Consider the following 23,338-nt stretch of genomic DNA (forward strand, 5'->3'; position numbering starts at 1 on the left):
CTTTGGCCTGGAATGGCGGGGCTCAGCAGGACGCCACCGCGACGGCCGGTGAAGGATTGTAGATCTGCGACAGATCGCGATCGTCGCGCACATACATGGCCGCTGTCTTGCGGATCGTCGGAGCGCGGATGATGTCCGGCATGCTTAGCGCTTCATAAGGATAGAAGATTTCAACGAAGATGATCGCCGATCCGGCATCGGCGACAATCTGCCGGCCCGCCGGTCCGATGGCCGTGATCGAGGTGCCGGTCCGCCCCGCACCCTGAACGCCATAGGATGACCGGAAATTGCCCCTGCCGAAACAGCGCTGCCAGTGAATCCACTGGCCGCCCTGGGCATTGCGCTCGATGCTGGACATGATGATCCGCCCTCGGCCGCGAATATCCAGGTTTCCCGCCTGGATTTCCGCCGCCCGGAACACTTCCTGCACATCATATTCGCGGAAGCGGGGGTTGGCATTGACCACCACCTGCTTCGCGCGGGATGCATTGTCCGCCACGGTGATCGTCATCTGGCTGATGCGCGTCTGGGTCACTGCATAATTGGCCAGTTCGATGCCGCCCAGGGCCAGAAACAGCATGATCGGCAGCGAATAGGCGAACTCGATCAACGCCAATCCGCTGGTATCTGCCTTCAGCCGCCGGAAAAACGATCTGCTCATCAGTTCCCCCGGCAGATCTGCTTGCCGGCACGCTCGGACTGGGAGCCATAGGGCTGGTTGCGCAGCACCGTGCTGCTGCTCATTGTATTGGTGTCGCTCCAACCCAGGAAATTGCCGATCGGGAACAGACGATCATAGGCCACCGTCACCGTGTAGAACACGACGTCGTCCGCGCCGCCGATGCCTTCGCGGCCCATGTCGGCATCCCATTGCCCGTTGTTGTTAATGTCGGTGAAGCATTCATTGGGATCGTAAACGCCGTTGCGATTGGCATCGACATAATCCTCGGGCCGGCCGACGTCGCTGAAGGTGTGATAATTGCGCCGATCGAAGGAAACCTCCGCGTTGGGAATCGTCGTCTTCAACATGGCTTCGACATGGTCATCGATCGCCTGATAATTGCCCAGGCCGGTTTCCAGCGTGGTGTCGCGCGCCGCCTGTTGTACGGCGCCCTGTAACGTGGCCTGCGCCATCACCACATGTCCCAATTCGAAGATGCCAAGCAGCATGATCACGAAGATCGGTGCAACGAAGCCGAACTCCACGATCGTGGCCCCGCTTGTGTCCCGAGCAAGCGCGGCACTGGTTTTGCGGCAGCGGTCAAGCATCATTGGGTCAGTCTCAAATCGGCAACTTGCGAAGCGATATAGCTAAAGGTTGAGCGCAACTGGGCGATATTACCGGCAAAAAATGCGCGATCGCCGCTGGAACAGTTCCTTAGATCATCGCTGATCGTGGTGCCGAACCCGATAACCCAGATGGTGTAACCCTCGTTCTTCGCTTCTTGGCATGCCGCCCGGAAGCGCAGCGCGTGAATTGCTTCCAACGGACCGGTATCAAGGGTTCCCGCGATAGCTATCCGGTTTTCCAGCTGCTCGTGGCCATAGGCGGTATAGGCGATCCGGTTGGCGTCCATCTCACCATCGGTCATGTAGATGATATGACGATTGGCCTGCTCATCCGGTCGATCATCTACGATGTCAGCGAAAATGCCTGTCGGACTGCTCAGACGCGCGCCCCAGATCATTCCCACATCATGATAGGTAAAGCCTTCAACCCTCAGGCTATTGACATAGGTGTTCAACCATCCGGGAACAGTGGCACTGGTCATATCCACTTCGCGGAATGCCATCATTTCAGTCGGGCAGGCCCTGTAATCGATCGGATAGTATGTTGTCCCTGTCTGCTCCCGTCGGTAGGGGTTGGCATTGCGATCATAGGCGATGTCCAGCCACATCGGGCGCCAATAGCTTCCCGGGTTGCCCGCATCGGGTTCGCTGTTGATATCCAGGTCCAGCGCGCCTGCTGGAATGGGATTGAAGCTGGTTGCACGGACGGTGTCCCGTTCCATCAGGCACCCGCCCCAGGTCGAATTGGTGGTTGTTATGCCACCGCTGCGCTGGCTGCCGAACGCCGCGAGTTGCCGAACATCATAGGTTCCGGCTGTGTCTACCCAAGCCGTATCTGCCACATCGGTGGCGTAAGCGACTTGGCCCAGTCCAGCCAAACCAGTTGTGTTGACAGTAGCTTGTTCATAACGCCATTTGTTTGCCGGATTTGCAATCCGGAAAATCTGCTTGAACGTGTTGGTGGTCTGGAACGACCGCCTGATACAGGTTCCTGTGGTGCTGAGGAAATTAGTGCGGGTCCAGCTTACAAGTTGATAACCGCTGGTCACGGTCGTGGCAGGCGGAGTTCCGGTCGTGTTCGAAGATGTCGCCCAAGTGCTGCAGGCGGACTGCGTCACTCTTTGGGCATTTGTTTCTTCCCGCCCGGTGGTCGTGTTGCTGCCGGTCCCAACATTTTCGGCAACGCTGAAGGTGACACGTCGCGTCTGAAACGGCGCCGAGCTTGAAAAGAAGCTCGCAGGCATGTGTCCTGCCGACACCAGGCCACGGGCGTTAACGGTTGTCGAATAGGGTACAAATCCGTAACGAATACGTGTTTCCGGCTGTATCTGGGCATTGGCCAAAGTCAGGTGAAAATCCCGTACGGCATCGCGCAGGCCGCTGATGCGCGTACCGCCTCCAGACATGCTCGATGCCATCGATCCGGTCGTATCCAGCACGAACATCACATCGGTATTGGCAATCTGGAGTTCAGCCGTGCAATTGGCTTCCAGATCGATGGTCTCAAAGTTGAAAAAGTTCATGATGACGGTTGGCAGCGGGACGGAAACCGTGCCGACCACATTGTTCTCATCGTCGGCCCGGGTGGTGAAGTTCGGCACACCCAGGCCATAACTGCGGTGATCGAAATTGGCACGGAACATGGTCGTGGCTTTGCCCTGTTCAGTTCTGCCATACTGCCCGGTTTCCGCCAGTGCTTTGCGCCCCGCCAATGCGCCAGCGTCGCACGCGTTCTGCAACTGCGTCTTGGCCATATAGGCTCGGCTCAGTTCTACGCCGCTGCCGATGATCGCCAGCATCGGCACCAGCGCTGCTGCGAAGATCGCCAGCGTATTGCCCGCCTCATTGCGAAGCAGGTCGGGCAGGAAGCCGGTTCTGTTCTTATTGGGCGCCATTTCCGCAAAAATCCGTCGGGAAAAATAACAGCCTCGCTTCTTATCGGCCGGTCGTTAAGGAGCGGTTACCCCTATGAATGAAAACTCTCCCACCGCTCGGTCCGACACCGCCGATCTGCCGCAATTGCAGCAGCTGGCGCTCAGCTATGCGCCGGCCGCAGCGCGCCAGCCCACCCTCGGCCTGCTGCTGCTCGATGCCCATCTGGGCACGCTGTTGCGGCAGATGCGGGAACCGGTGCTCACCCAGCTACGGTTGGCCTGGTGGCGGGACACCCTGGTCAAGCCGGCGAGCCATTGGCCGCAGGGCAATCAGGTGCTCGCCCTGCTTGCGCCATGGCGCAACCCTGCCGCGCTGGTGCCGATGGTGGATGGGTGGGAAGAACTGGTCACCGATGATCTGACGCCCGCCGCGATACAAGGCTTCGCCTCAGGGCGCGGCCGGGGCTTTGCCGAACTGGCCCGGCAACTCGATCTGCCCGATGCCGCACAAGCTGCGCAGGACGCTGGGCGGGTCTATGCGCTGGCCGATCTGCTCGGCAACATATCCTCCCCGGCGGAAAAGGCGCAGATCCTGCAACTGGCCGGCAAGCCTTCGCCCACCGCCTTCCGCCTGCCGCGCCCCCTTCGTCCGCTGACGGTGCTGGCCGGGCTCGGCGCGCGGGCGGTTGCACGGGGCGATGGCCATTTGGCGGCCGGGGGCGGGGCCTTCGCCCTGGCGGTGCGGCTCGGCCTGCTCGGGCGCTGACCCCCCGGCCGGAATTGTTTTTGTTTGGCCGCAAAACGCATTAGCCTGCAGCGGGATCAAGGTGGGGCAGGCGGATGAACAAGATCGTTCTCGGCGCATTTCTGGGTTTGCTGTTGGCGGGAATCGGGCAATTCTGGCTCAGCGGCAATGCCGCCGTCGAACGCGGCGCCCCGCCGCCCGCGCCTCTTGCTGCTCCTCCATCAGGCCCGGCTCCGCTGCCCAGCGCCGACATTGCCGGCCTGCGCGGACCTGCTCCGCCAGAGGCGACGGCGCTGACCCGCGAACAGACCCGCTTCTTCCGTTATGATCGCAACCGCGACCAGCGGATCACCCGGGAAGAAATGCTCTCCACCCGCACCGATGCGTTTCGCAAGCTCGATGTCGACGGCAACAATCTGCTGACCTTCGAAGAATGGGCCGTCGCCACCGTCCAGCGTTTCGACGGTGCCGATGCCAATCGCGATCGCTGGCTCTCTGCGGCAGAATTCGCCACCACCGCGCCCGCGCCGGCGGCGTCCTCGACCCCGCGCTGCGCGTGCTGATGCGCAGGCAGCGCGCGCTCCTGCGCAGGCAGGGCGTGGCTGGCTCGCGCCTTAATGGCTGTTGGGGGCCTCGCCGCGTGCCGCCAGCCAGGTGGTGAAATCTTCCTTGCCGCGGCCGGTATAGGCTTCCTTGCGCTGCTTCTTCTTCACATCGTGCAACGGCGGAAACAGCCCGAAATTGATGTTCATCGGCTGATAGCTTTCCGCCTCTGCATCCCCGGTAATATGCGCCAGCAGCGCCCCCATCGCGCTGGTGCGCGGCGGTGATTGCCAGCTCCGCCCGGCCAGCTGATCGGCCGCCATCAGGGCTGCCAGCAGCCCCACCGCACTGCTCTCGACATAGCCCTCGCAACCGGTGATCTGGCCCGCAAAGCGAATATGCTCGCCGCCCTTCAAGCGGAGCTGCCGGTCAAGAATAGTGGGTGAATTCAGGAAGGTATTGCGGTGCAATCCGCCCAGCCGGGCGAATTCCGCATTCTGCAATCCGGGGATCGTGCGAAACAGGCTGATCTGATCGGCATATTTCAGCTTGGTCTGAAACCCGACCATATTCCAGAGCGTGCCCAGCTTGTTGTCCTGCCGCAATTGCACCACGGCATAGGGCCAGCGTCCCGTGCGCGGATCGTCCAGCCCGACCGGCTTCATCGGCCCATAACGCAGCGTATCCACCCCGCGCGATGCCATCACCTCGATCGGCATGCAGCCTTCGAAGTAGGGCGTGTCGGCTTCCCATTGTTTGAACTCGGTTTTCTCACCGTCCATCAAGCCCTGATGGAAAGCGAGATACTGCTCCTTATCCATCGCGCAGTTGATGTAATCCTTGCCGTCACCCTTGTTCCATCGGCTCTGCATCCAGCAGATGTCCATATCGATGCTGTCGTGATGCACGATCGGTGCAATGGCATCGAAGAAAGCTAGGCTTTCCGCCCCGGTCTTCCGGCCGATGCTCTCCGCCAGCGGCACAGCGGTGAGCGGGCCGGTGGCGATGATGGTCAGACCTTCGCCGGGCAATTCGTTCACCTGCTCGCGCACGATCTCGATATTCGGATGCGATTCCAGGACCTTCTGTACTTCTTCTGAGAATACATCGCGGTCCACCGCCATAGCCGATCCGGCCGGCACGCGGGCGATTTCACCGGCGCTCATCACTAGCGAATTCAGCCGGCGCATCTCGTGATGCAGCAGGCCAACCGCATTCTTCTCGTCGTCGTCGGATCGGAAGCTGTTGGAACATACGAGTTCCGCCAGACCATCGGTCTGATGCGCCGGTGTCGAACCACCGCCGCCGCGCATCTCCGAAATCTTCACGCGAAATCCGCGCCGCGCCAATTGCCAGGCCGCTTCGCTTCCCGCGAGACCGCCGCCGATGATATGTACGTCATGGGCCATGATCGCTGCCGCTTGCTCCGGCACGGCTTCCGCGTCAAGGGTGGTGCCATGGCTGCATCGCGATACAATAGAGCCCTGGCGGAAAAACGCCCGATCCTGCTGGCCAGCCTGATTGCCGCGCTGGCCTTCTTCTACCTGCGCGCCGGCCCATGGCCCGAACTCTGGCTGATCCCGCTCAAGGGTGCATCGGTTCTCCTCTTGGCTATCTATGCGCTGGTTCGTCACAAGAGCCAGGACGGGCGCCTGCTCGCCGTGTTGATGACGGTGGCTGCCTTCTGGGCGATGGCGGATGAAGTCGATCTGGGGGCAGGGCAGGTGCTCGCCTTCGGCTATTACCTGATCGCCCTGCTGCTCTATCTCCGCCACCGACGGGCCAGCCTGAACCCGTCACGCAAATGGATCACGCTGGCCTTGCTGTTGTTGCCGGCTGCCCTGCTGCATGTGGTGATGACCGGGCCTTACGCCGGCCTGATTGCCGCAGCCTATGGCCTGACGGCCGGCGCGGCGGCGGCCGCGGCCTGGACCAGCAGTTTTCAGCTGTATCGCGTCGGGGCGGGTGCGGTGCTGGTCCTGCTCTCCGACATGCTGGGATTTGCCGCAATGGGGCCGCTCAATGGCAGCGACATCCCCACCATCATGGTCTGGCCGCTCGCCTATCTGGGGCAGTTTCTGATTGCGATCGGCGTGGTGGCCGTGATGAACAAGCGCGAACCGCAGATCCGGCTCGTGAGCAGCCGATAGCTGCCAAAAAGAAGCCCGGAGCTCCACCAGGGAGCCCCGGGCTGCCTTGTTTTCAGCGGCGGCGATCAGGCGTCGCTATCGCCGGCATCTTCGTCGCCTGCCTCCGCATCAGCGGCAGGTTCGCCATCAGGTTCGGCCCGACGCTCGATGATCTCGGCCAGGATCGCTTCTTCCGCTTCGTTCTCGGGCTGCTCATCTTCGTCGATGCGCACCGCGCTGACGACATGTTCATTCTTGGACACGTCAAACAACCGCACACCGGCCGAATTGCGTCCGATCACCCGCAGGGATGACAGGCCCATCCGGATCAGCTTGGCCTGATCGGTCACCAGCATCAGCTGATCAGCCTGGGTCGCCGTGAAGCTGGCCACCACCGGTCCATTGCGCTTTATATTGTCGATATTGGTGATGCCCTGGCCACCGCGCCCCGTCCGGCGATATTCATAGGCAGAGCTGAGCTTGCCATAGCCATTGGCGCATACCGTCAGGATGAACTGCTCGCTGCCGGACAGTTCGGCGAAGCGATCCGGTTCCAGATCGGGCTCGCCTTCCTTCTCCGCCTTCCATGGGGCGTAGCGCAGATATTGCTCACGCTCTTCCGGAGATGCGCCAACGCGATGCAGGATCGAAAGTGATACGACAAGATCGTCATCTTTCAACGTCATGCCGCGCACACCTGTCGATGTACGTGAAGTGAATTCGCGCACATCATCGGCGGCAAAGCGGATCGCCCGGCCATTGCGCGTGGCCAACAGCACGTCATCGCCAGAATCGAGCAGCGCAACGCCGATCAGCTTGTCGTCCGATCCTTCTTCGAACCGCATCGCCAGCTTCCCGTTGCTGGGAATATTGGCGAAGGAATCCATGCTGTTGCGGCGGACATTGCCCTGCGCCGTGGCGAAGACCACGCTCAGCGCGCCCCAGCTCGCCTCGTCCTCAGGCAGCGGCAGAACGGCGGCGATGGTCTCACCCTCGTCCAGCGCGGGCAGCAGATTGACGATCGGACGGCCCCGTGTCGTCGGCCCGCCTTCCGGCAGCTTCCACACCTTGAGCCGGTAGGTCTTGCCCGCCGTGGAGAAGAACAGCACCGGATTGTGGGTGCTGGTCACGAACATCGCCATGACCGCGTCTTCGTCCTTCGTGGCCATGCCCGAACGGCCCTTGCCGCCACGCGCTTGCGCCCGGAAAGTCGAAAGCGGGGTGCGCTTGATATAGCCATCCAGCGTCACCGTCACGACCATCTCGTCGCGTTCGATCAGATCTTCGTCGTCCAGCCCATCCCAGGCCGGCGCGATTTCCGACAGCCGCGGGGTGGCATAGCTCTGCTTGATGACTTCCAGCTCATACCGCATCACGGCGTAAAGCCGTGCGCGATCGCCCAGGATCGCCAGATATTCGGCGATGCTGGTGGCCAGTTCCTTCAGCTCATCGCCGATTTCATCGCGGCCCAGCGCCGTCAGGCGGTGCAAGCGCAGGTCCAGAATGGCCTTCACCTGGATTTCCGACAGGCGATAGGTATCGGCGCCGCTCCCGGCTTCGGGATCGACGGCTTCCACCAGCGCCAGATAGGATGCGATGTCGCCAATCGGCCATTCGCGCGCGAGCAGCTTGGCGCGGGCTTCCGCCGGGTTGGATGATCCGCGGATCATCGCCACCACTTCGTCCAGATGCGACACTGCCACCACCAGGCCGAGCAGGATGTGGGCCCGGTCGCGTGCCTTGTTCAGTTCGAACTTGGTACGCCGCGTGATCACCTGTTCGCGGAACTGGATGAAGGCCTGGATGATCTCGCGCAGCGCCAGCGTTTCGGGCCGGCCGCCACGGATCGCCAGCATATTGGCGGGGAAGCTGGCCTGGGCGGGGGTGTGCCGCCACAGCTGGTTCAGCACCACTTCGGCGGTGGCATCGCGCTTCAGATCCACCACCACGCGCACGCCGTCGCGGTTGGATTCGTCGCGAATGTCCGAAATGCCTTCGATCCGCTTGTCCTTGGCGGCCTCGGCAATCTTTTCGACCAGGTTGGACTTGCCGACCTGATAGGGGATCGACGTCAGCACGATCGACTGGCGATCGCCACGCTTTTCCTCGATCATATGGCGGCAACGCATGATGATCGATCCGCGCCCGGTCGTATAGGCGGACCTTGCACCCGAATTGCCGAGGATCAGCGGTGCCGTCGGGAAATCGGGCCCCGGGATATATTTCATCAGCTCTTCGGAACTGATGCCCGGATCATCGAGATAGGCGAAGCAGCCGTCGATCACCTCGCCCAGGTTGTGCGGCGGAATATTGGTCGCCATGCCGACCGCGATCCCGCCCGCGCCATTGACGAGCAGATTGGGGAAGCGCGCCGGCAGAACCGAGGGTTCCTGCTGCGAACCGTCATAGTTGTCGACGAAATCGACCGTGTCCTTCTCGATGTCTTCGAGCAGGGCCGTGGCCACGCGGGCAAGGCGCGCCTCAGTGTAACGTTCGGCGGCCGGCGGATCGGGGTCCATCGAACCGAAATTGCCCTGACCATCGATCAGCGGCACACGCATCGACCATGGCTGCGCCATGCGCGCCAGCGCGTCATAGATCGCCTGGTTGCCGTGCGGGTGATAGTTACCCATCGTATCGCCGGTGATCTTGGCGCATTTGCGATAGGGGCGACCAGGAAGGAATCCGCCCTGTTGGCAGGCCCACAGGATACGGCGGTGAACGGGTTTGAGACCATCGCGCACATCGGGCAGGGCCCGGCTCACGATCACGCTCATCGCGTAATCGAGATAGCTGGTCTTCATTTCATCGACGATGTCGATGCGGTCGAATTCCCCCGGGGTCGCCGGCGGATCAAGGGTATCGGTCGTGTCGTTCACCTGGACGGGTCAATCTGTTCTGTTGTCGTTGTACCGGTTCCGCGAGACCCTAGGGCAAGGGGGCAGGGGTGGCCAGCATGGCGCGCTTCGCGGGAGTTGGCTGAACAGCTTTATCCACATTTGCCGGGGCTGCAACCATGCAGCCGTCTGGCCGGCGCGGTTAAATCGCCGTTCAGCGCACGAAGCTTAGGGACACAATTGCATTCCCGGCCGTTCATCGGCACAAACTGTATCATTAACCCCTGGGCCCGCATACGGCCGGACACGACACAGGAGCGTATATTGATGTTTCGCATGCCCCTTACCGCTGGCCGCAAATCCCTTCGGGGCGTGGTTTCCGGCTTCGCGCTGGTTGCAACGCTGGCGGGCGGCGCCGTAATCGGTACCGCGATGGCCAGCGCCCCCGCCGCCGCGCAGTCCAAGCCGAAGAACTCCAAGAAATTTGTTGATGCCTATACCCCGGTCTCCAACGCAGTGAACGCGGAAGGCGGCGATCTCAACGCGGCCAAGGCCCAGCTGCCAGGCGTAATTGCAGCTGTCGAAAATGAAACCGATCGTTTCCTCGCCGGCAATCTCGCCCTGGTATTGGGTGGTAAGCTGACGGACAAGGCACTGCAGCGTCAGGGTCTGGAAATTATGTTGCAGAGCGGCCAGGTCGAACCCGACAAGGTTGCCCAGTTCCAATTCTTCGTCGGCCAGCTCGCGCTCGACGCCAAGGATTATCCCGCGGCCTTGGCGGCATTGAAGCAAGCCAAGGATGGCGGTTTTCAGGAACCGGCGCTGGATCAGCTGATCTTCGCGGCCTACATTGAAAACAACCAGGCCAATGAAGGTCTGGCTTTCCTCAAGACCACGCTGGGTGCCGGCACCTCCGACGCCGTGCTGCGCGCCGCACTGCAGGCTGCGTATGATTCCAAGGATTCCGCGCTGGCCAATGAATGGTCGGCCACGCTGGTCAAGCAGAGCCCGACCGAAGCCAATTGGAAGAGCGCCATTCAGGTGGTCGAAGCCAGCAATGATTTCGATGCCCAGGCAACGCTGGATCTCATGCGGCTGATGTCGGCAACCGGTTCGCTCAAGGAAGAACGGGAATTCCGTAACTACATCGAAGCCGCCGATCCGCGCATCATGTCGAACGAAGTGCTTCGGGTGATTGCATCGGGTCAGCAGGCAGGTGTGTTCGCCGGTGACGATGCCTATGTCGCCGAAGTAAAGGCAATTGCCGATCCGCGCGCACCGGAAGATCAGCGCGAAGCGGCTGGCCTGGCGACGGCCGCCCGCAGCTCGGGCGCTGCCCGCGATGCGCTAATCGCCGGCAATGTGATGATGTCGCTGGCAAAATATGCCGAGGCGGAAGAAATGTTCGCTCTGGCGCTGGAAAAGGGCGCACCCGACCGTGATCTCGCCGCCACTCGCCTCGGCATCGCGCAGGCGCATCAGGGCAAGGCAGCAGAAGCCAAGGCGACGCTTGACCAGGTCACGGGCGCCCGCGCCCCGCTGGCGCAGCTCTGGGCAATTTACGCCGCCAGCAAGAGCTGATCTGCCAGCCATGACATGAAAAAAGGGGGCGGAAGCATCAGCTTCCGCCCCCTTTTTGTACCTGCTTGTTGCGGGTCGGTGAATGCCGGCGGTCAGACGTTGAACTTGAACATCAGCACGTCGCCGTCCTGCACAAGATATTCCTTGCCTTCCTGACGCAGCTTGCCGGCTTCGCGGGCCGCGCTTTCCCCGCCCAGGCCGACGTAATCGGTGTAGGCAATGGTTTCGGCGCGGATGAAGCCCTTTTCGAAATCGGTGTGGATTTCCCCCGCCGCCTGCGGTGCCTTGGCCCCGGCCGGGAAGGTCCAGGCGCGGGCTTCCTTCGGGCCAGCGGTGAAGAATGTCCGCAGGCCCAGCAGATCGAAACCTGCGCGGATCACGCGCGCCAGGCCGGTTTCTTCCAGCCCGAGAGAGCCGAGAAACTCGTTACGCTCTTCGGCTTCCATGCCCACCAGCTCCGCCTCGATCGCGGCGGAAACCACCACGGCCTGCGCCCCTTCGGCCTTCGCCTTGGCGAAGACTTTCTCGGTCAGCGCATTGCCGGTGGCGGCATCATCTTCGGAAACATTGCAGACATAGAGCACCGGCTTTGCCGTCAGCAGCTGGGCCTGGGCGAACAGCCGCGCTTCCTCTTCATCCTTGGGTTCGGTCAGCCGCGCGGGCTTGCCGTCGCGCAGCAGATCGAGCGCCTGGCCGAGCACGCTGGCGATGGCCTTGGCTTCCTTGTCGCCGCTGGCGCCGCGCTTCTGCGCATTGGGGACCCGCTTTTCCAGGCTTTCCAGATCGGCGAGCATCAGTTCGGTTTCGACCACATCGGCATCCGCAATCGGATCGACCTTGTTGGCGACATGCTGTATGTCATCATCCTCGAAACAACGCAGCACATGCACGATGGCGTCGGTTTCGCGAATATTGCCCAGGAACTGGTTGCCCAGGCCTTCACCCTTGCTCGCGCCCTTCACCAGGCCGGCGATGTCGACAAACGCCAGCTGGGTCGGGATGATCTTGGCGCTGCCGGCGATCCTGGCAATTTCATCCAGCCGTGAATCGGGCACCGCCACCTGGCCGACATTGGGCTCGATGGTGCAAAATGGGTAATTGGCGGCCTGCGCGGCCTGCGTTTCGGTCAGGGCATTGAAAAGGGTCGACTTGCCAACATTGGGCAGGCCAACGATCCCGCAGCGGAATCCCATTGTCATTTCCTCAATTCAGATGTCGGCGCGCCTTAGCGGGCTGAACAGGGAAAGGCCAGAGAGGCACAGCTTCACCATTTCTTGACTATAGCGACTTAGCCAGCACGCATGGCCTATCGTGTACCGTTGCTCGCCGCCCTGCTGCTGCCCGCACTGTCGCTGCTCGCCGCCTGTTCAGGTTCGGATGTCGACCCGGAAGAGGGCGCCCGTACGGCGCTGGCCGCTGGGGATTACGTCGTGGCCAGGGAATATCTGGCCGCAGCCCTGAAGGCCTCGCCGGCGGATCCGGAGTTGCTGGAACTGCTGGCGCGTACCAGGCTGGGATTGGGGGAAGGGGACGCGACCATCGCCACGCTCAACCGGCTGGCCACCGAGGGCCGCCTCCCCGCAGATGCTGCGCTGCTTTATGCAGAGGCGGAACTGCAGCGTGACGCGCCCGAAGAAGCCGTGAAGCGACTGGCCGATGATTCTTCCGCTCCGGCATGGCGCATAAGGGCCCTGGCCGCTGTGCGGCAGGGCGATCGCGAACAGGCCGCCCATGCCTTTTCGGCCGGGACCCGGGCAGAAGGGCCCAAGGCCGATTTGCTGGTCAATTACGCCTATTTCCTGCTGGAGGATGATGATGTTCCCGGCGCGCGCCGGATCGCCAATATCGCGCTGGCAGACAGTCCGAAGCACATCGACACCATGCTGCTGGACGCGCGCATATCGCAGCGGGAACTGCGCAATTCGGCGGCCCTTGCACGCTATCGCGAAATCCTCGCCAGCATTCCGGCGCATCGCGAAGCGCTGCTGGGCGCGATCTCGGTTCTTGGCGCGGCCGGCGAACTGGACGAAGTGCAGACGCTGCTCGCGCGCGGGATGGAAAATGCGCCGGGCGATCCGGAATTCATTTACATTTCCGCACGTCTCGCGGCGGAAAAGAACGATTGGGTCGCCGTGCGGCGGATATTGCAGCAGACCGAAATGTCGCTCGCCGATTTTCCGGAGGCCAACAGCCTCTATTCTCAGGCAATGCTGGAAATGGGGCAGGCCGAACAGGCTCGGGCCCGGCTGGTCGGGCTGGTGCGAGATGACCCGGAAAACCCCATGATACGCCGGCTCTATGCGCGGGCGCTGATGGATCTGGGTGATTTTGCGGAAGCGCGGCAGGCTATCGAGCCATTGGCGAACATGTCCGGCGCGACCAGGGAAGATATCGACCTGTATCGGCGGGCGTCTGCGAATTGAAGCGTTCGAAGACAAAGCCTGCCGAAAGCCGGCAGGAGAGGGCGATCACCCGGCTGCCATGACGGCACCCGGGTGATCGTCACCCAATCGCTTACGCCTGAGCGCGACGGCGACGACGTGCCAGGCCCAGGCCCAGCAGGCCTGCACCGAACATGGCGAGCATGCCCGGCTCCGGAACGGCCGTGCCGCCCGAGGTGGTGTTGCCCGAAGTCGTGTTGCCGGACGTGGTATTGCCGGACGTCGTGTTACCCGAAGTCGTGTTACCCGAAGTTGTGTTGCCGGAGGTCGTGTTACCCGAGGTGCTGGTGTTGCAGTGCTTCTTGCACGGCTTGGTGCCGCCCGAGGAAGAGCCCCAGCTCCAGGTGGCCGATGCCGGTACTGCGACGGTGACGACCGACAGAGCGGCGGCGATGGCGACGAGCTTGTGATTGATCATGATAGTGTTCCCCTTGAGCGTGTTTGACCGATTGAATTGGTTACCGCCATTGATTGCAAACGGCGTGCCAAACCAGGGATTCCGCATGATACAGTGGTTAACAAATTCCACCACCATGCTCGATTGTTAAAAAAGCCGACATTTCCGCAGATGTTGGCCGTTGTGATCAGATGCAGGATCACTCCTGCTGGCGGCGGGCCACGTCGTTCATGAAGCGCACATCGTCACCCCGTGCCAGCCATTCGGCTTCTGCCCCGATGGCGCTCAGCATGGTGATCAGATCGTCCTGTTCGGCCTTGGCATAATTGCCAAGCACATGGCCAGTCACCCGGTCCCTGTGCCCGGGATGGCCTATGCCGAGGCGGATACGGCGGAAATCCGGGCCAAGATGCTGATCGATCGAGCGCAGCCCGTTGTGCCCGGCTGTCCCGCCGCCCTGCTTGGCCTTCACCTTGAACGGGGCCAGATCCAGTTCGTCATGGAACACGGTCAGCGCATCCGTGCCCAGTTTGTAGAACCGCAGCGCTTCGCCGACGCTGCGGCCGCTTTCGTTCATGAAGGTCGCCGGCTTGAGCAGCAGCACCTTGGTGCCGCCGATCCGGCCTTCCTGCAGCCAGCCCTGAAACTTCTTCTGGACCGGGCCGAAATCGTGCATTTCAGCCAGCACATCCATCGCCATGAAGCCGATATTGTGACGGTGCATCGCATATTGCGGACCGGGATTTCCTAATCCTGCCCAGAGCTGCATCGCAATTCCTCAAAAACCTGTGTGGGGCCGGATGGCCCGGCCGGGTGACGATGGGATTGGTGGAGGTGTTGCAGGCAAAAAACAAGGCGCCGGTCCGCCTGTACGGACCGGCGCCTCTGTCTCGGCGGCCTCAGCTGCCGTGAAGCGATCAGGCTTCTTCGGCGGCTTCTTCAGTGTCCGCATCGCCTTCCGAGCTCTTGAGAGCGGAAGGAGCAACCAGCGTGGCAATGGTGAAGTCACGATCGGTGATCGCGCTTTCGGTGCCGGCCGGCAGGGTCACATTGCTGATGTGGATGGTGTCGCCCACATCGATGCCGGTGACATCGATTTCGATTTCGCTGGGGATCTTGTCTGCATCGCAAACCAGTTCCAGTTCGTGGCGAACGATGTTCAGCACGCCACCGCGCTTGATGCCGGGGCTTGCGTCTTCATTCACGAACAGTACCGGAACGTCGACTTCGACCTTGGCGTTCTTGGCCAGGCGCAGGAAATCGGCGTGCAGCGGGCGGTCGGTGACCGGGTGAACGGCAACATCCTTGGGGATGGTGCGGATGACCTTGCCATCGAGTTCGATCAGCACGATCGAATTCATGAAGTGGCCCGTGCCAAGCTGGCGAGCCAGCAGCTTTTCTTCCACATGGATGGTGGTCGGTTCATCATTGCCGCCATAAATGACGGCGGGTACCCGGCCTTCGCGACGCAGTTCACGGGAGGCTCCCTTGCCAGCCCGTTCGCGCAGCTCGGCGGGCAGGTTCAGAGCGTCGCTCATGTCACGTGCCTTTCGAATGCATTGAAACGTTTTTCCCGCCACGCCTCCAGGGATGACCATGACCGGAAGCGGGTACCCCTAAGCGAATTGCCCCGCAAACGCAAGCCTACTGCAGCCTGGACACCGTATAGCCACGGGCCGCCAGCAGGGCGGGCAATCCATCCGGTCCCAGCATATGCGCTGCACCCACCGCCACAAAGGGGCGCTGGTCCTGGCGGATCAACCCGTCGATCTGCGTCGCCCAGTCATGATTGCGGTCCACCAGCAATGCCTGGCGCAGTCCCGGAACGGTCAGGAATCCGCTGTTGGACTGGCTTTCCAGCGCGTTCATGTCACCCTTGATCCAGGCACTGACCAGTTCCGTTTTTTCCGGATCGTCGGGTTCGGAAATCACGGAAGACAGCAGCGCGGCCTGATCGGCGGGGCTCAGCCGGTCGAACCGATCGAACTGCCGTTCGAAACCTTCCAGGCCATGCACCGGCCGGCTTCCGTCGAGCAGGGCCTTGTCGACCCCATTGTCCGTCTGGTTGGTGCGGCGGGCATTGGCGATCATCAGGGCGGCAGCCCAGTCCTCCACACCGGCCAGATCGCGATCGGACAATCCGGTGGCGGAATAGATCGCCCGCAGCGGCTCCCGGTCGGTGGCGGCAATGCGTTGGGAAAGCGGCGGCAGGCTGGCGGTATAGGCGCGATCCTGCAGCGCGCGGCGGGCGGCGGCGCTATCAGCCAGATTGTCGATTTCGACCACCATCAGCCCGGATGCCAGCAAGGCGGCCTCCAGCGTGGAACTGCGCCAGCGGATATTGTCCGGCAGGGCGTGGATTGTTCCGAACAGCCAGGCTTCATGCCCTTCGGCGGACCGGACATGCCAGATTGCCGGGCTTCCCGCATGCTGGGCGACGGCATCATCCGTATCGGTGGCCGCGTTGTTGCACGCGGTCAGGGCCAGCAGGCAGAGCGCCAGCGCACAGCCGAGAACATTTTTCAGGACGATATTCATGGTCGTATCAAGGGCATCGGGCAGCCGCCCGGAATGCAGCTCGCTTTCGCCTCATTCCCAGACGCGCTCGACCTTCAGCCCGCGTTTGCGCAATTGTGCCTGGACGCTGTCTTTCCCGGCCAGATGACCGGCGCCGACAGCGATGAACACCGTGCCATCCTGTTCCATCCGCTTTTCGATCCAGTCCGCCCAATGCGCGTTCCGGTCGGTCAGCAGCCGGGCATACAGCGCCGGGTCGGCAATCTCGCCATTCAACTGGTTGCCCAGCGCCACCATGTCGCCATCCTTCCATTCCGCAACCATCGCATCCAGCGAGGATCCGGCCTGGGGTACGGCGTCCACGGACTGGGAAAGATAGGCGAACTGCGCCGCTTCGGGCAGGCCGTCGAACAATTCGACCTGCTGATCCACAGTCTCCAGCGCGGCATGCACCTTGTTGTTCGCCCGGGCCTTCAGCGCCTGTTCCACGCCGCTGGCCGGATCATACCCGGCCTGGATCAGCGGCAATAACGACAGCGTCACGGCGGCCAGCCAGGGCTCGACGCGATCGAACATGTCGATCGGCTTGCCCAGCGTGACCAGCGCCGCCTCATAGGCAAGGCGGTGCTCGCTATCCATCATGTCCCGCAGGGTCCGGTCGCCCTTCAGGGCGCCGGCTCTGGCCAGCGCCATGGTGGATTTGTCCGGTTGGGACATATCCACTTCGGTCACGAATTCATTCGATGCATCGAATGCACGGGCGATCCGGGCGTCATACCAGTCCAGATTGCCGGGCAGGGCGTGCACGGTGCCGAACAGATAGATCGTGGTATCGGTGTCGGCCAGCTTCCACAGCGCCGGGCCGGGCACGGCAGTGACCGGCGGCTTGCCGTCCATCCATCCGCCGGCGCAGGCCGACAGCAGCAGCGACAGGGCTGCGGCGGACGTGGAAAACAGGCGCCGGACAGTCATTGCATCATCCCGATAGCGGTCGAACGTGCCACATAGGCGTCCAATCGTTTAAGTACCACTATGACCAGACGGGGCGAAACGAAGCAATATGGGTGTTGCGGTTCGGTCACGAGCCCGTCCGGCATTGACGGTTTTCGGACCTTTTGCCATGGCCGCGCGGTGAAAAGAGAGCCAACAAAAAGCTTTCAGGACATGATCCTGACCCTCCACGATTACTGGAGCGCGCGGGGCTGCCTGATTCTGCAACCCTATGACATGCGCATGGGGGCAGGTACCTTCCATCCTGCAACGACGCTGCGCGCGCTCGGGCCCGAACCCTGGAGCGCCGCTTATGTGCAGCCCAGTCGCCGGCCGACCGATGGTCGCTACGGCGAAAACCCCAACCGGTTGCAGCACTATTATCAGTATCAGGTGATCCTGAAGCCGAACCCGGCGAATCTGCAGGAACTCTATCTGGAAAGCCTCGCCGCGATCGGCATCGATCCGCTGGCGCATGATATCCGCTTCGTCGAAGATGATTGGGAAAGCCCGACGCTGGGCGCCTGGGGGCTGGGCTGGGAAGTCTGGTGCGACGGGATGGAGGTGACCCAGTTCACCTATTTCCAGCAGGTTGGCGGTTTCGACTGCAAGCCGGTGGCGGGCGAGCTGACCTATGGCCTGGAACGGCTGGCCATGTATCTGCAGGGCGTTGATCGGGTCTATGATCTGGCTTTCAACCAGAATGGCGTGACCTATGGTGATGTGTTCCTGAAGAACGAACAGGAATTGTCGAAATACAATTTCGAAATTGCCCATACCGATCAGCTGTTCCTCGGCTTCCAGCATGCCGAAAAAGAGGCACAGCGCTGCATAGAGGCCAATATTCCGCTCGCCGCCTATGATCAGGCGATCGAGGCCAGCCATCTGTTCAACCTGCTGCAGGCGCGCGGCGTCATCAGCGTGCAGGAACGAGCCAGCTATATCGGCCGCGTGCGCGATCTGGCGAAGGGCAGCTGCGAGGCCTGGATCCGCAAGAACGAAGCCCAGTGGGCAGCAGCCTATCCGGGGTGGACAGCATGAGCGATTTTCTCCTTGAACTGCGGTCCGAAGAAATTCCCGCGCGGATGCAGGCCGGCGCCCGCGCCGATCTGGAAAAACTGCTCCGCAAGGAACTGAGCGCCGCCGGGGTAAACCCCGGTGCGATCACCGTATGGTCGACACCGCGCCGGCTGGCGCTGATCGCCCGCGATCTGCCCGATGCCACGGAGCCCGTGCGCGAAGAAACCAAAGGGCCCCGCGCCAGCGCCCCGCCGCAAGCCCTTGAGGGGTTCCTGCGCAAGACCGGGCTGACCCAGGACCAACTGGTCGAACGCGATGGCGTGCTCTTCGCTGTGGTTGAGCGGCCTGGCCGCGCCGTGCGTGACGTGCTGGCCGAAGCCATTCCCGCCGTCCTTCGTGCCTTTCCCTGGCCCAAGTCGATGCGTTGGGGCGCACCGTCGCTCAGTACCGAAAGCACCCGCTGGGTCCGGCCGCTGTCGGGCATTGTCGCGATCCTGGGCGAAGATCTGGTCGCCTGCGAAGCGGGCGGGGTGTCGAGCGGTTTCGTCACCCTCGGCCATCGCTTCCATCATCCCGATGAAATCACCATCGGCGGGGCGCAGGATTATCAGGAAAAGCTGCGCGCCTGCCACGTGATCGTCGATCACAAGGAACGCGAAGCGATCATCCGCAATGGCGCGGCAGAGGCGGCGGCCGCCGCCGGGCTGACGCTGATGGAAGATGAAGGTCTGGTGATCGAAAATGCCGGGCTTACCGAATGGCCGGTACCGCTGCTCGGCCGGTTCGATCCGGAATTCCTTGAAGTTCCGCCTGAGGTTATTCAGCTAACCGCCCGCACGAACCAGAAATATTTCGTTTGCGCGCGTGATGGCAAGCTGGCCAACGCCTTCATCTGCACCGCCAATATTGCCGCCAGCGATGGCGGCGTCGCGATTGTCGATGGCAACCGCAAGGTGCTGGCGGCGCGGCTGTCCGACGCCCGGTTCTTCTGGGAACAGGATCGCAAAACCACGCTGGCCGAACAGGCGAATAAGCTGGCGCGGATCACCTTCCACGAAAAGCTGGGCACGGTGGCCGACAAGGTGGATCGCGTCGCTACACTGGCCCGCTGGCTGGTGGAACGCGGCATCGTGGCTGATGCCGATCCTGATCAGGCCGAACTGGCGGCGCGGCTTTGCAAGGCTGATCTCGTCACCGAAATGGTCGGGGAATTCCCCGAATTGCAGGGTCTTATGGGCGGATATTACGCCCGCGCCGAAGGCCTGCCCGACGCTGTCGCCGATGCGATCCGCGATCATTACAAGCCGGTCGGGCAGGGTGACACCGTACCGACCGCGCCGTTGACGGTGGCGGTCAGCCTGGCGGACAAACTCGATACACTAGTCTCGTTCTTCGCCATCAATGAAAAGCCGACCGGATCGAAGGATCCCTTCGCCCTGCGTCGCGCGGCGTTGGCGGTGCTCAGCCTGATCCAGACCAATGGCCTGCGCACCGGCCTTTCGGCCATCTGGGCCCAGGGGCTGGCGTCTTCTGCCGATCCTGTCGCAGCCCAGGCTGTTTCGCAGGAACTGGTAGGGTTCTTTGCTGACCGCCTGAAAGTGCAGCAGAAAGAAGCCGGCGTTCGCCACGATCTGATCGATGCCGTCTTCGCGCTAGGTGGGGAGGACGATCTGGTTCGCCTGTTGGCGCGTGTGACGGCATTGCAGGCTTTCGTTGGAACCGAGGACGGCACCAATCTGCTCGCCGGTTACAAGCGTGCGGCCAATATTCTGAAGAAGGAAGACTGGCACGGGATCGAGGGTGAGATTGCCCGCACCGGCGAAGAAGATCCGCTGGCCGGAGTTGACGATCCCGAACTGGCCAGCGTCATTGCGGCGAAAATGGCTGACCGGCATGCACAGGATCTGTCCTATACGGCGGAGCCGGCAGAGCGGGCATTGCTCGATGTGTTGGCTTCGGCGGAACCGCGCGCCGATGCGGCCATCGCGACCGAGGATTTCGGCGGAGCCATGGCGGCGCTGGCGACCCTGCGCGGGCCGATCGACCGCTTCTTTGAAGATGTGACGGTCAATGATGCCGATCCGGCCAAGCGTGCGGCCCGGCTCGAACTGCTTGCCCGTTTCCGTGCTGCGGTGCACAAGGTCGCCGACTTCTCGCGTATCGAGGGGTAGCTCTTTTTCTTTGAACTCAGTCAACTCTGCCATGGCCGGTGGGTTTATCAGCGGCATTTCTGGCAGCAGCCCCAGGGGGTAAGATGGTGAAGTCGGTCTACACATTCGGTGGTGGCGCGAAGCATGATGATCCACGCAGCCGCGACAAGACCATTACGGGTGGCAAGGGTGCCAATCTGGCAGAAATGGCCGAAATCGGCCTGCCGGTGCCCCCGGGCTTTACTATCACGACCGAAGAATGCGTGCGTTATCTGAAAGATGGGGCCGACTTTTCTGATGCTTTGCGCGCTGAGGCGGCGCAGGCCCTGGCGCATATCGAACAGGCTGTGGGCAAGAATTTCGGCGATCCGTCCGATCCGCTGCTGGTATCCGTTCGCTCCGGCGCCCGCGTTTCCATGCCCGGGATGATGGATACCGTGCTCAATCTTGGGCTCAATGACGACACCGTCACCGGTCTTGCCGCCGCGTCGGGCGATGATCGTTTCGCCTGGGATTCCTATCGCCGCTTCCTGCAGATGTATTCCGATGTCGTGCTCGGGCTCGATCACGGGCTGTTCGAAGAAGCGCTCGACGTCGCGAAGGAAGATCGCGGCTACTATAACGACACTGAAATGACTGCGGCCGACTGGCAGCAGCTGGTGGCTGAATACAAGACGATCATCGCCGATGGTCTGGGCAAGCCATTCCCGCAGGATGTGCATGAACAGCTCTGGGGTGCGATCCGCGCCGTGTTCGACAGCTGGGATTCGGACCGCGCGCGCGTCTATCGCCGGCTGAACGATATCCCGGGTGATTGGGGCACTGCCGTCAATGTCCAGGCCATGGTGTTCGGCAATATGGGTGATACCAGCGCCACAGGCGTTGCCTTCACCCGCGATCCGGCCACTGGCGAACGCGCCTATTATGGCGAATGGCTGGTCAATGCGCAGGGCGAAGATGTGGTCGCGGGCATCCGCACGCCGCAATATCTGACCAAGGCTGCACGCGAAGCTGCAGGCGCAAAGCCGGCCAGCATGGAAGAAGCCATGCCAGAGGCTTATGGCGAGCTGGCGCGCGTGTTCGAACTGCTTGAGAAGCACTATGCCGACATGCAGGATATCGAATTCACCGTGCAGCAGAACAAGCTGTGGATGCTCCAGACCCGCAGCGGCAAGCGCACGGCCAAGGCTGCGCTGAAGATGGCCGTGGAAATGGTCGGCGAAGGGCTGATCGATGAAAAGACCGCCATTCTGCGCGTCGATCCCATGGCGCTGGATCAGTTGCTGCATCCCACGCTCGATCCCGATGCGCCGCGCGATGTGCTGACCAAGGGCCTGCCCGCCAGCCCGGGTGCCGCCAGCGGCAAGATCGTGCTCGATGCCGACACGGCCGAACTGTGGTCCGGCCGGGGGGAGAAGGTCATTCTCGTCCGCGTGGAAACCAGCCCGGAAGATATCCATGGCATGCATGCGGCCCAGGGCGTGCTGACGGCACGCGGCGGCATGACCAGCCACGCCGCGGTGGTCGCCCGCGGCATGGGGCGGCCCTGCGTGTCCGGCGCCTCCTCAGTCGCGATCAATCTGTCTGAACGCAGCCTCCAGATCGGCAGCCGCGCGCTCAAGGAAGGGGATCTGATCACCATCGATGGCGCTACCGGCGAAGTCATGGCTGGCCAGGTGCCGACGATCGAGCCTGAACTGGCGGGCGATTTCGGCATTCTGATGGAATGGGCCGACAAGCATCGCCGCATGCGCGTGCGTACCAATGCAGAAACGCCCGCAGACTGCCGCATGGCGCGCCAGTTCGGCGCCGAAGGCATCGGTCTGTGCCGCACCGAGCATATGTTCTTCGACGCGTCGCGCATCAGCGCGGTCCGGGAAATGATCCTGGCCGACGATGAAGCTGGTCGTCGCAAGGCGCTGGAAAAACTGCTGCCCGAACAGCGTGCCGACTTCATCGAGATTTTCACCACCATGGCCGGGCTGCCCTGCACGATCCGCCTGCTCGATCCCCCGCTGCATGAATTTCTGCCGCACAGCGACGCTGAGTTTGCCGATCTGGCCGATGTGACCGGCTACAATGTGGATCATCTGAAACGGCGCGCCAACGAACTGCATGAATTCAACCCGATGCTGGGCCATCGCGGTTGCCGTCTGGGCATCACCTTCCCGGAAATCTACGAGATGCAGGCCCGCGCCATCTTCGAGGCTGCGTGTGAGGTGGCGGCCAGCAGCGGCGAAGCGGTCGTGCCGGAAATCATGATCCCGCTGGTCGGCACCCGTCGCGAACTGCAGATCCTCCGCGCGCTCGTGGAAGAAACCGCCAGCAAGGTGTTCGCCGAAAAGGACAACACGCTCGATTATCTGGTCGGCACCATGATCGAATTGCCGCGCGCTGCGCTGATGGCAGGCGAGATCGCCGAAGAGGCGACCTTCTTCTCCTTCGGCACCAACGATCTGACCCAGACGACGCTCGGCGTCAGCCGCGACGATTCGGCTCGCTTCCTGTCGGTTTATGTCGACAAGGGCATCTTTCCGCGCGATCCCTTCGTCAGTCTGGATATCGAAGGGGTTGGCCAGCTGGTCACCCTGGCCGCCGAACGCGGCCGATCCACCCGCCCGGATATCAAGCTGGGCATCTGCGGCGAACATGGCGGCGATCCGGCGAGCATCCAGTTCTGCGAAGAAACCGGGCTCGATTACGTCAGCGCGTCACCCTACCGCGTGCCGATCGCCCGCCTCGCGGCGGCTCAGGCCGCGCTGCGCAACTGATCAGACTGAGGTCGGGGCCTGCTGGTTACAAAGTGTGACTGGCGGGCCCCGAC

19 protein-coding genes are annotated in these 23,338 nt (G+C 62.3%); 8 read left to right on the top strand and 11 right to left on the bottom strand.

The genetic code is table 11. The features are described 5' to 3' along the window. Positions 1-22 precede the first annotated feature (22 nt). The 3 genes from GRI97_RS13270 to GRI97_RS13280 are packed head-to-tail and all read right to left on the bottom strand — an operon-like array spanning position 23 to position 3,185. Positions 23-661, bottom strand: coding sequence for a TadE/TadG family type IV pilus assembly protein (locus tag GRI97_RS13270; RefSeq protein ID WP_161391636.1), 639 nt, complete (start codon positions 659-661; stop codon positions 23-25). Next, positions 661-1,272, bottom strand: a complete 612-nt coding sequence (locus GRI97_RS13275; RefSeq protein WP_235917789.1) for a TadE/TadG family type IV pilus assembly protein — start codon at positions 1,270-1,272, stop codon at positions 661-663. The genes GRI97_RS13270 and GRI97_RS13275 overlap by 1 nt, the downstream gene beginning before the upstream one ends. Then, positions 1,269-3,185 carry a pilus assembly protein TadG-related protein gene (locus GRI97_RS13280; RefSeq protein ID WP_161391637.1) on the bottom strand — a complete coding sequence of 639 codons (1,917 nt, stop codon included), beginning with the start codon at positions 3,183-3,185 and terminating at the stop codon, positions 1,269-1,271. Before GRI97_RS13280 ends, GRI97_RS13275 begins: the two co-directional genes overlap by 4 nt. Before the next feature lie 73 nt (positions 3,186-3,258). Here GRI97_RS13280 and GRI97_RS13285 point away from each other — a divergent pair, with 73 nt between their 5' ends. Beyond that, complete coding sequence (locus GRI97_RS13285) at positions 3,259-3,930, top strand: hypothetical protein (protein ID WP_161391638.1); 672 nt, start codon at positions 3,259-3,261, stop codon at positions 3,928-3,930. A gap of 74 nt (positions 3,931-4,004) precedes the next feature. Further along, complete coding sequence (locus GRI97_RS13290; protein ID WP_161391639.1) at positions 4,005-4,472, top strand: EF-hand domain-containing protein; 468 nt, start codon at positions 4,005-4,007, stop codon at positions 4,470-4,472. A gap of 51 nt (positions 4,473-4,523) precedes the next feature. On the opposite strand, the gene trmFO is transcribed toward GRI97_RS13290, so the two are convergent. After that, entirely contained in the window at positions 4,524-5,861 is a 1,338-nt protein-coding gene (gene trmFO, locus GRI97_RS13295; RefSeq protein ID WP_161391640.1) for a methylenetetrahydrofolate--tRNA-(uracil(54)-C(5))-methyltransferase (FADH(2)-oxidizing) TrmFO, read from the bottom strand. Between the two features lie 48 nt (positions 5,862-5,909). On the opposite strand from trmFO, the gene GRI97_RS13300 reads away from it, so the two are divergent. Beyond that, positions 5,910-6,602 carry a lysoplasmalogenase family protein gene (locus GRI97_RS13300; protein ID WP_161391641.1) on the top strand — a complete coding sequence of 231 codons (693 nt, stop codon included), beginning with the start codon at positions 5,910-5,912 and terminating at the stop codon, positions 6,600-6,602. Between the two features lie 65 nt (positions 6,603-6,667). Here the strand turns inward: GRI97_RS13300 and gyrA are convergent, their stop codons facing one another. After that, positions 6,668-9,460, bottom strand: coding sequence for a DNA gyrase subunit A (gyrA, locus tag GRI97_RS13305; protein ID WP_161391642.1), 2,793 nt, complete (start codon positions 9,458-9,460; stop codon positions 6,668-6,670). A gap of 285 nt (positions 9,461-9,745) precedes the next feature. Between gyrA and GRI97_RS13310 the strand changes: the two genes are divergently transcribed. After that, complete coding sequence (locus tag GRI97_RS13310; protein ID WP_161391643.1) at positions 9,746-10,999, top strand: tetratricopeptide repeat protein; 1,254 nt, start codon at positions 9,746-9,748, stop codon at positions 10,997-10,999. Between the two features lie 92 nt (positions 11,000-11,091). Here the strand turns inward: GRI97_RS13310 and ychF are convergent, their stop codons facing one another. Beyond that, complete coding sequence (gene ychF, locus GRI97_RS13315) at positions 11,092-12,192, bottom strand: redox-regulated ATPase YchF (RefSeq protein WP_161391644.1); 1,101 nt, start codon at positions 12,190-12,192, stop codon at positions 11,092-11,094. A gap of 108 nt (positions 12,193-12,300) precedes the next feature. Here ychF and GRI97_RS13320 point away from each other — a divergent pair, with 108 nt between their 5' ends. Continuing rightward, positions 12,301-13,422, top strand: coding sequence for a tetratricopeptide repeat protein (locus GRI97_RS13320; RefSeq protein WP_161391645.1), 1,122 nt, complete (start codon positions 12,301-12,303; stop codon positions 13,420-13,422). A gap of 91 nt (positions 13,423-13,513) precedes the next feature. Here the strand turns inward: GRI97_RS13320 and GRI97_RS13325 are convergent, their stop codons facing one another. The 5 genes from GRI97_RS13325 to GRI97_RS13345 form a co-directional block, all read right to left on the bottom strand. Next, positions 13,514-13,975, bottom strand: a complete 462-nt coding sequence (locus tag GRI97_RS13325; protein ID WP_161391646.1) for a PEP-CTERM sorting domain-containing protein — start codon at positions 13,973-13,975, stop codon at positions 13,514-13,516. A gap of 61 nt (positions 13,976-14,036) precedes the next feature. Continuing rightward, the gene (pth, locus tag GRI97_RS13330; RefSeq protein WP_161391647.1) at positions 14,037-14,606 is read right to left on the bottom strand and encodes an aminoacyl-tRNA hydrolase; all 570 of its coding nucleotides are present in this window, start codon (positions 14,604-14,606) and stop codon (positions 14,037-14,039) included. Positions 14,607-14,754: 148 nt separating this feature from the next. Further along, positions 14,755-15,375, bottom strand: a complete 621-nt coding sequence (locus GRI97_RS13335) for a 50S ribosomal protein L25/general stress protein Ctc (RefSeq protein WP_161391648.1) — start codon at positions 15,373-15,375, stop codon at positions 14,755-14,757. A gap of 106 nt (positions 15,376-15,481) precedes the next feature. Beyond that, positions 15,482-16,375: a TraB/GumN family protein gene (locus tag GRI97_RS13340; RefSeq protein ID WP_161391649.1), complete on the bottom strand. Its 894-nt coding sequence runs from the start codon at positions 16,373-16,375 to the stop codon at positions 15,482-15,484. A 51-nt stretch (positions 16,376-16,426) separates the two neighbouring features. Next, complete coding sequence (locus GRI97_RS13345) at positions 16,427-17,326, bottom strand: TraB/GumN family protein (protein WP_161391650.1); 900 nt, start codon at positions 17,324-17,326, stop codon at positions 16,427-16,429. A gap of 192 nt (positions 17,327-17,518) precedes the next feature. On the opposite strand from GRI97_RS13345, the gene GRI97_RS13350 reads away from it, so the two are divergent. The 3 genes from GRI97_RS13350 (at position 17,519) to ppdK (ending at position 23,285) form a co-directional block, all read left to right on the top strand. Then, positions 17,519-18,385, top strand: a complete 867-nt coding sequence (locus GRI97_RS13350; protein ID WP_161391651.1) for a glycine--tRNA ligase subunit alpha — start codon at positions 17,519-17,521, stop codon at positions 18,383-18,385. Then, the gene (gene glyS, locus GRI97_RS13355; protein ID WP_161391652.1) at positions 18,382-20,535 is read left to right on the top strand and encodes a glycine--tRNA ligase subunit beta; all 2,154 of its coding nucleotides are present in this window, start codon (positions 18,382-18,384) and stop codon (positions 20,533-20,535) included. Before GRI97_RS13350 ends, glyS begins: the two co-directional genes overlap by 4 nt. Positions 20,536-20,618: 83 nt before the next feature. Beyond that, entirely contained in the window at positions 20,619-23,285 is a 2,667-nt protein-coding gene (gene ppdK, locus GRI97_RS13360; protein WP_161391653.1) for a pyruvate, phosphate dikinase, read from the top strand. Positions 23,286-23,338 lie beyond the last annotated feature (53 nt).

It is taken from the genome of Croceibacterium xixiisoli (assembly GCF_009827305.1).
Lineage (GTDB): Bacteria > Pseudomonadota > Alphaproteobacteria > Sphingomonadales > Sphingomonadaceae > Croceibacterium_C > Croceibacterium_C xixiisoli.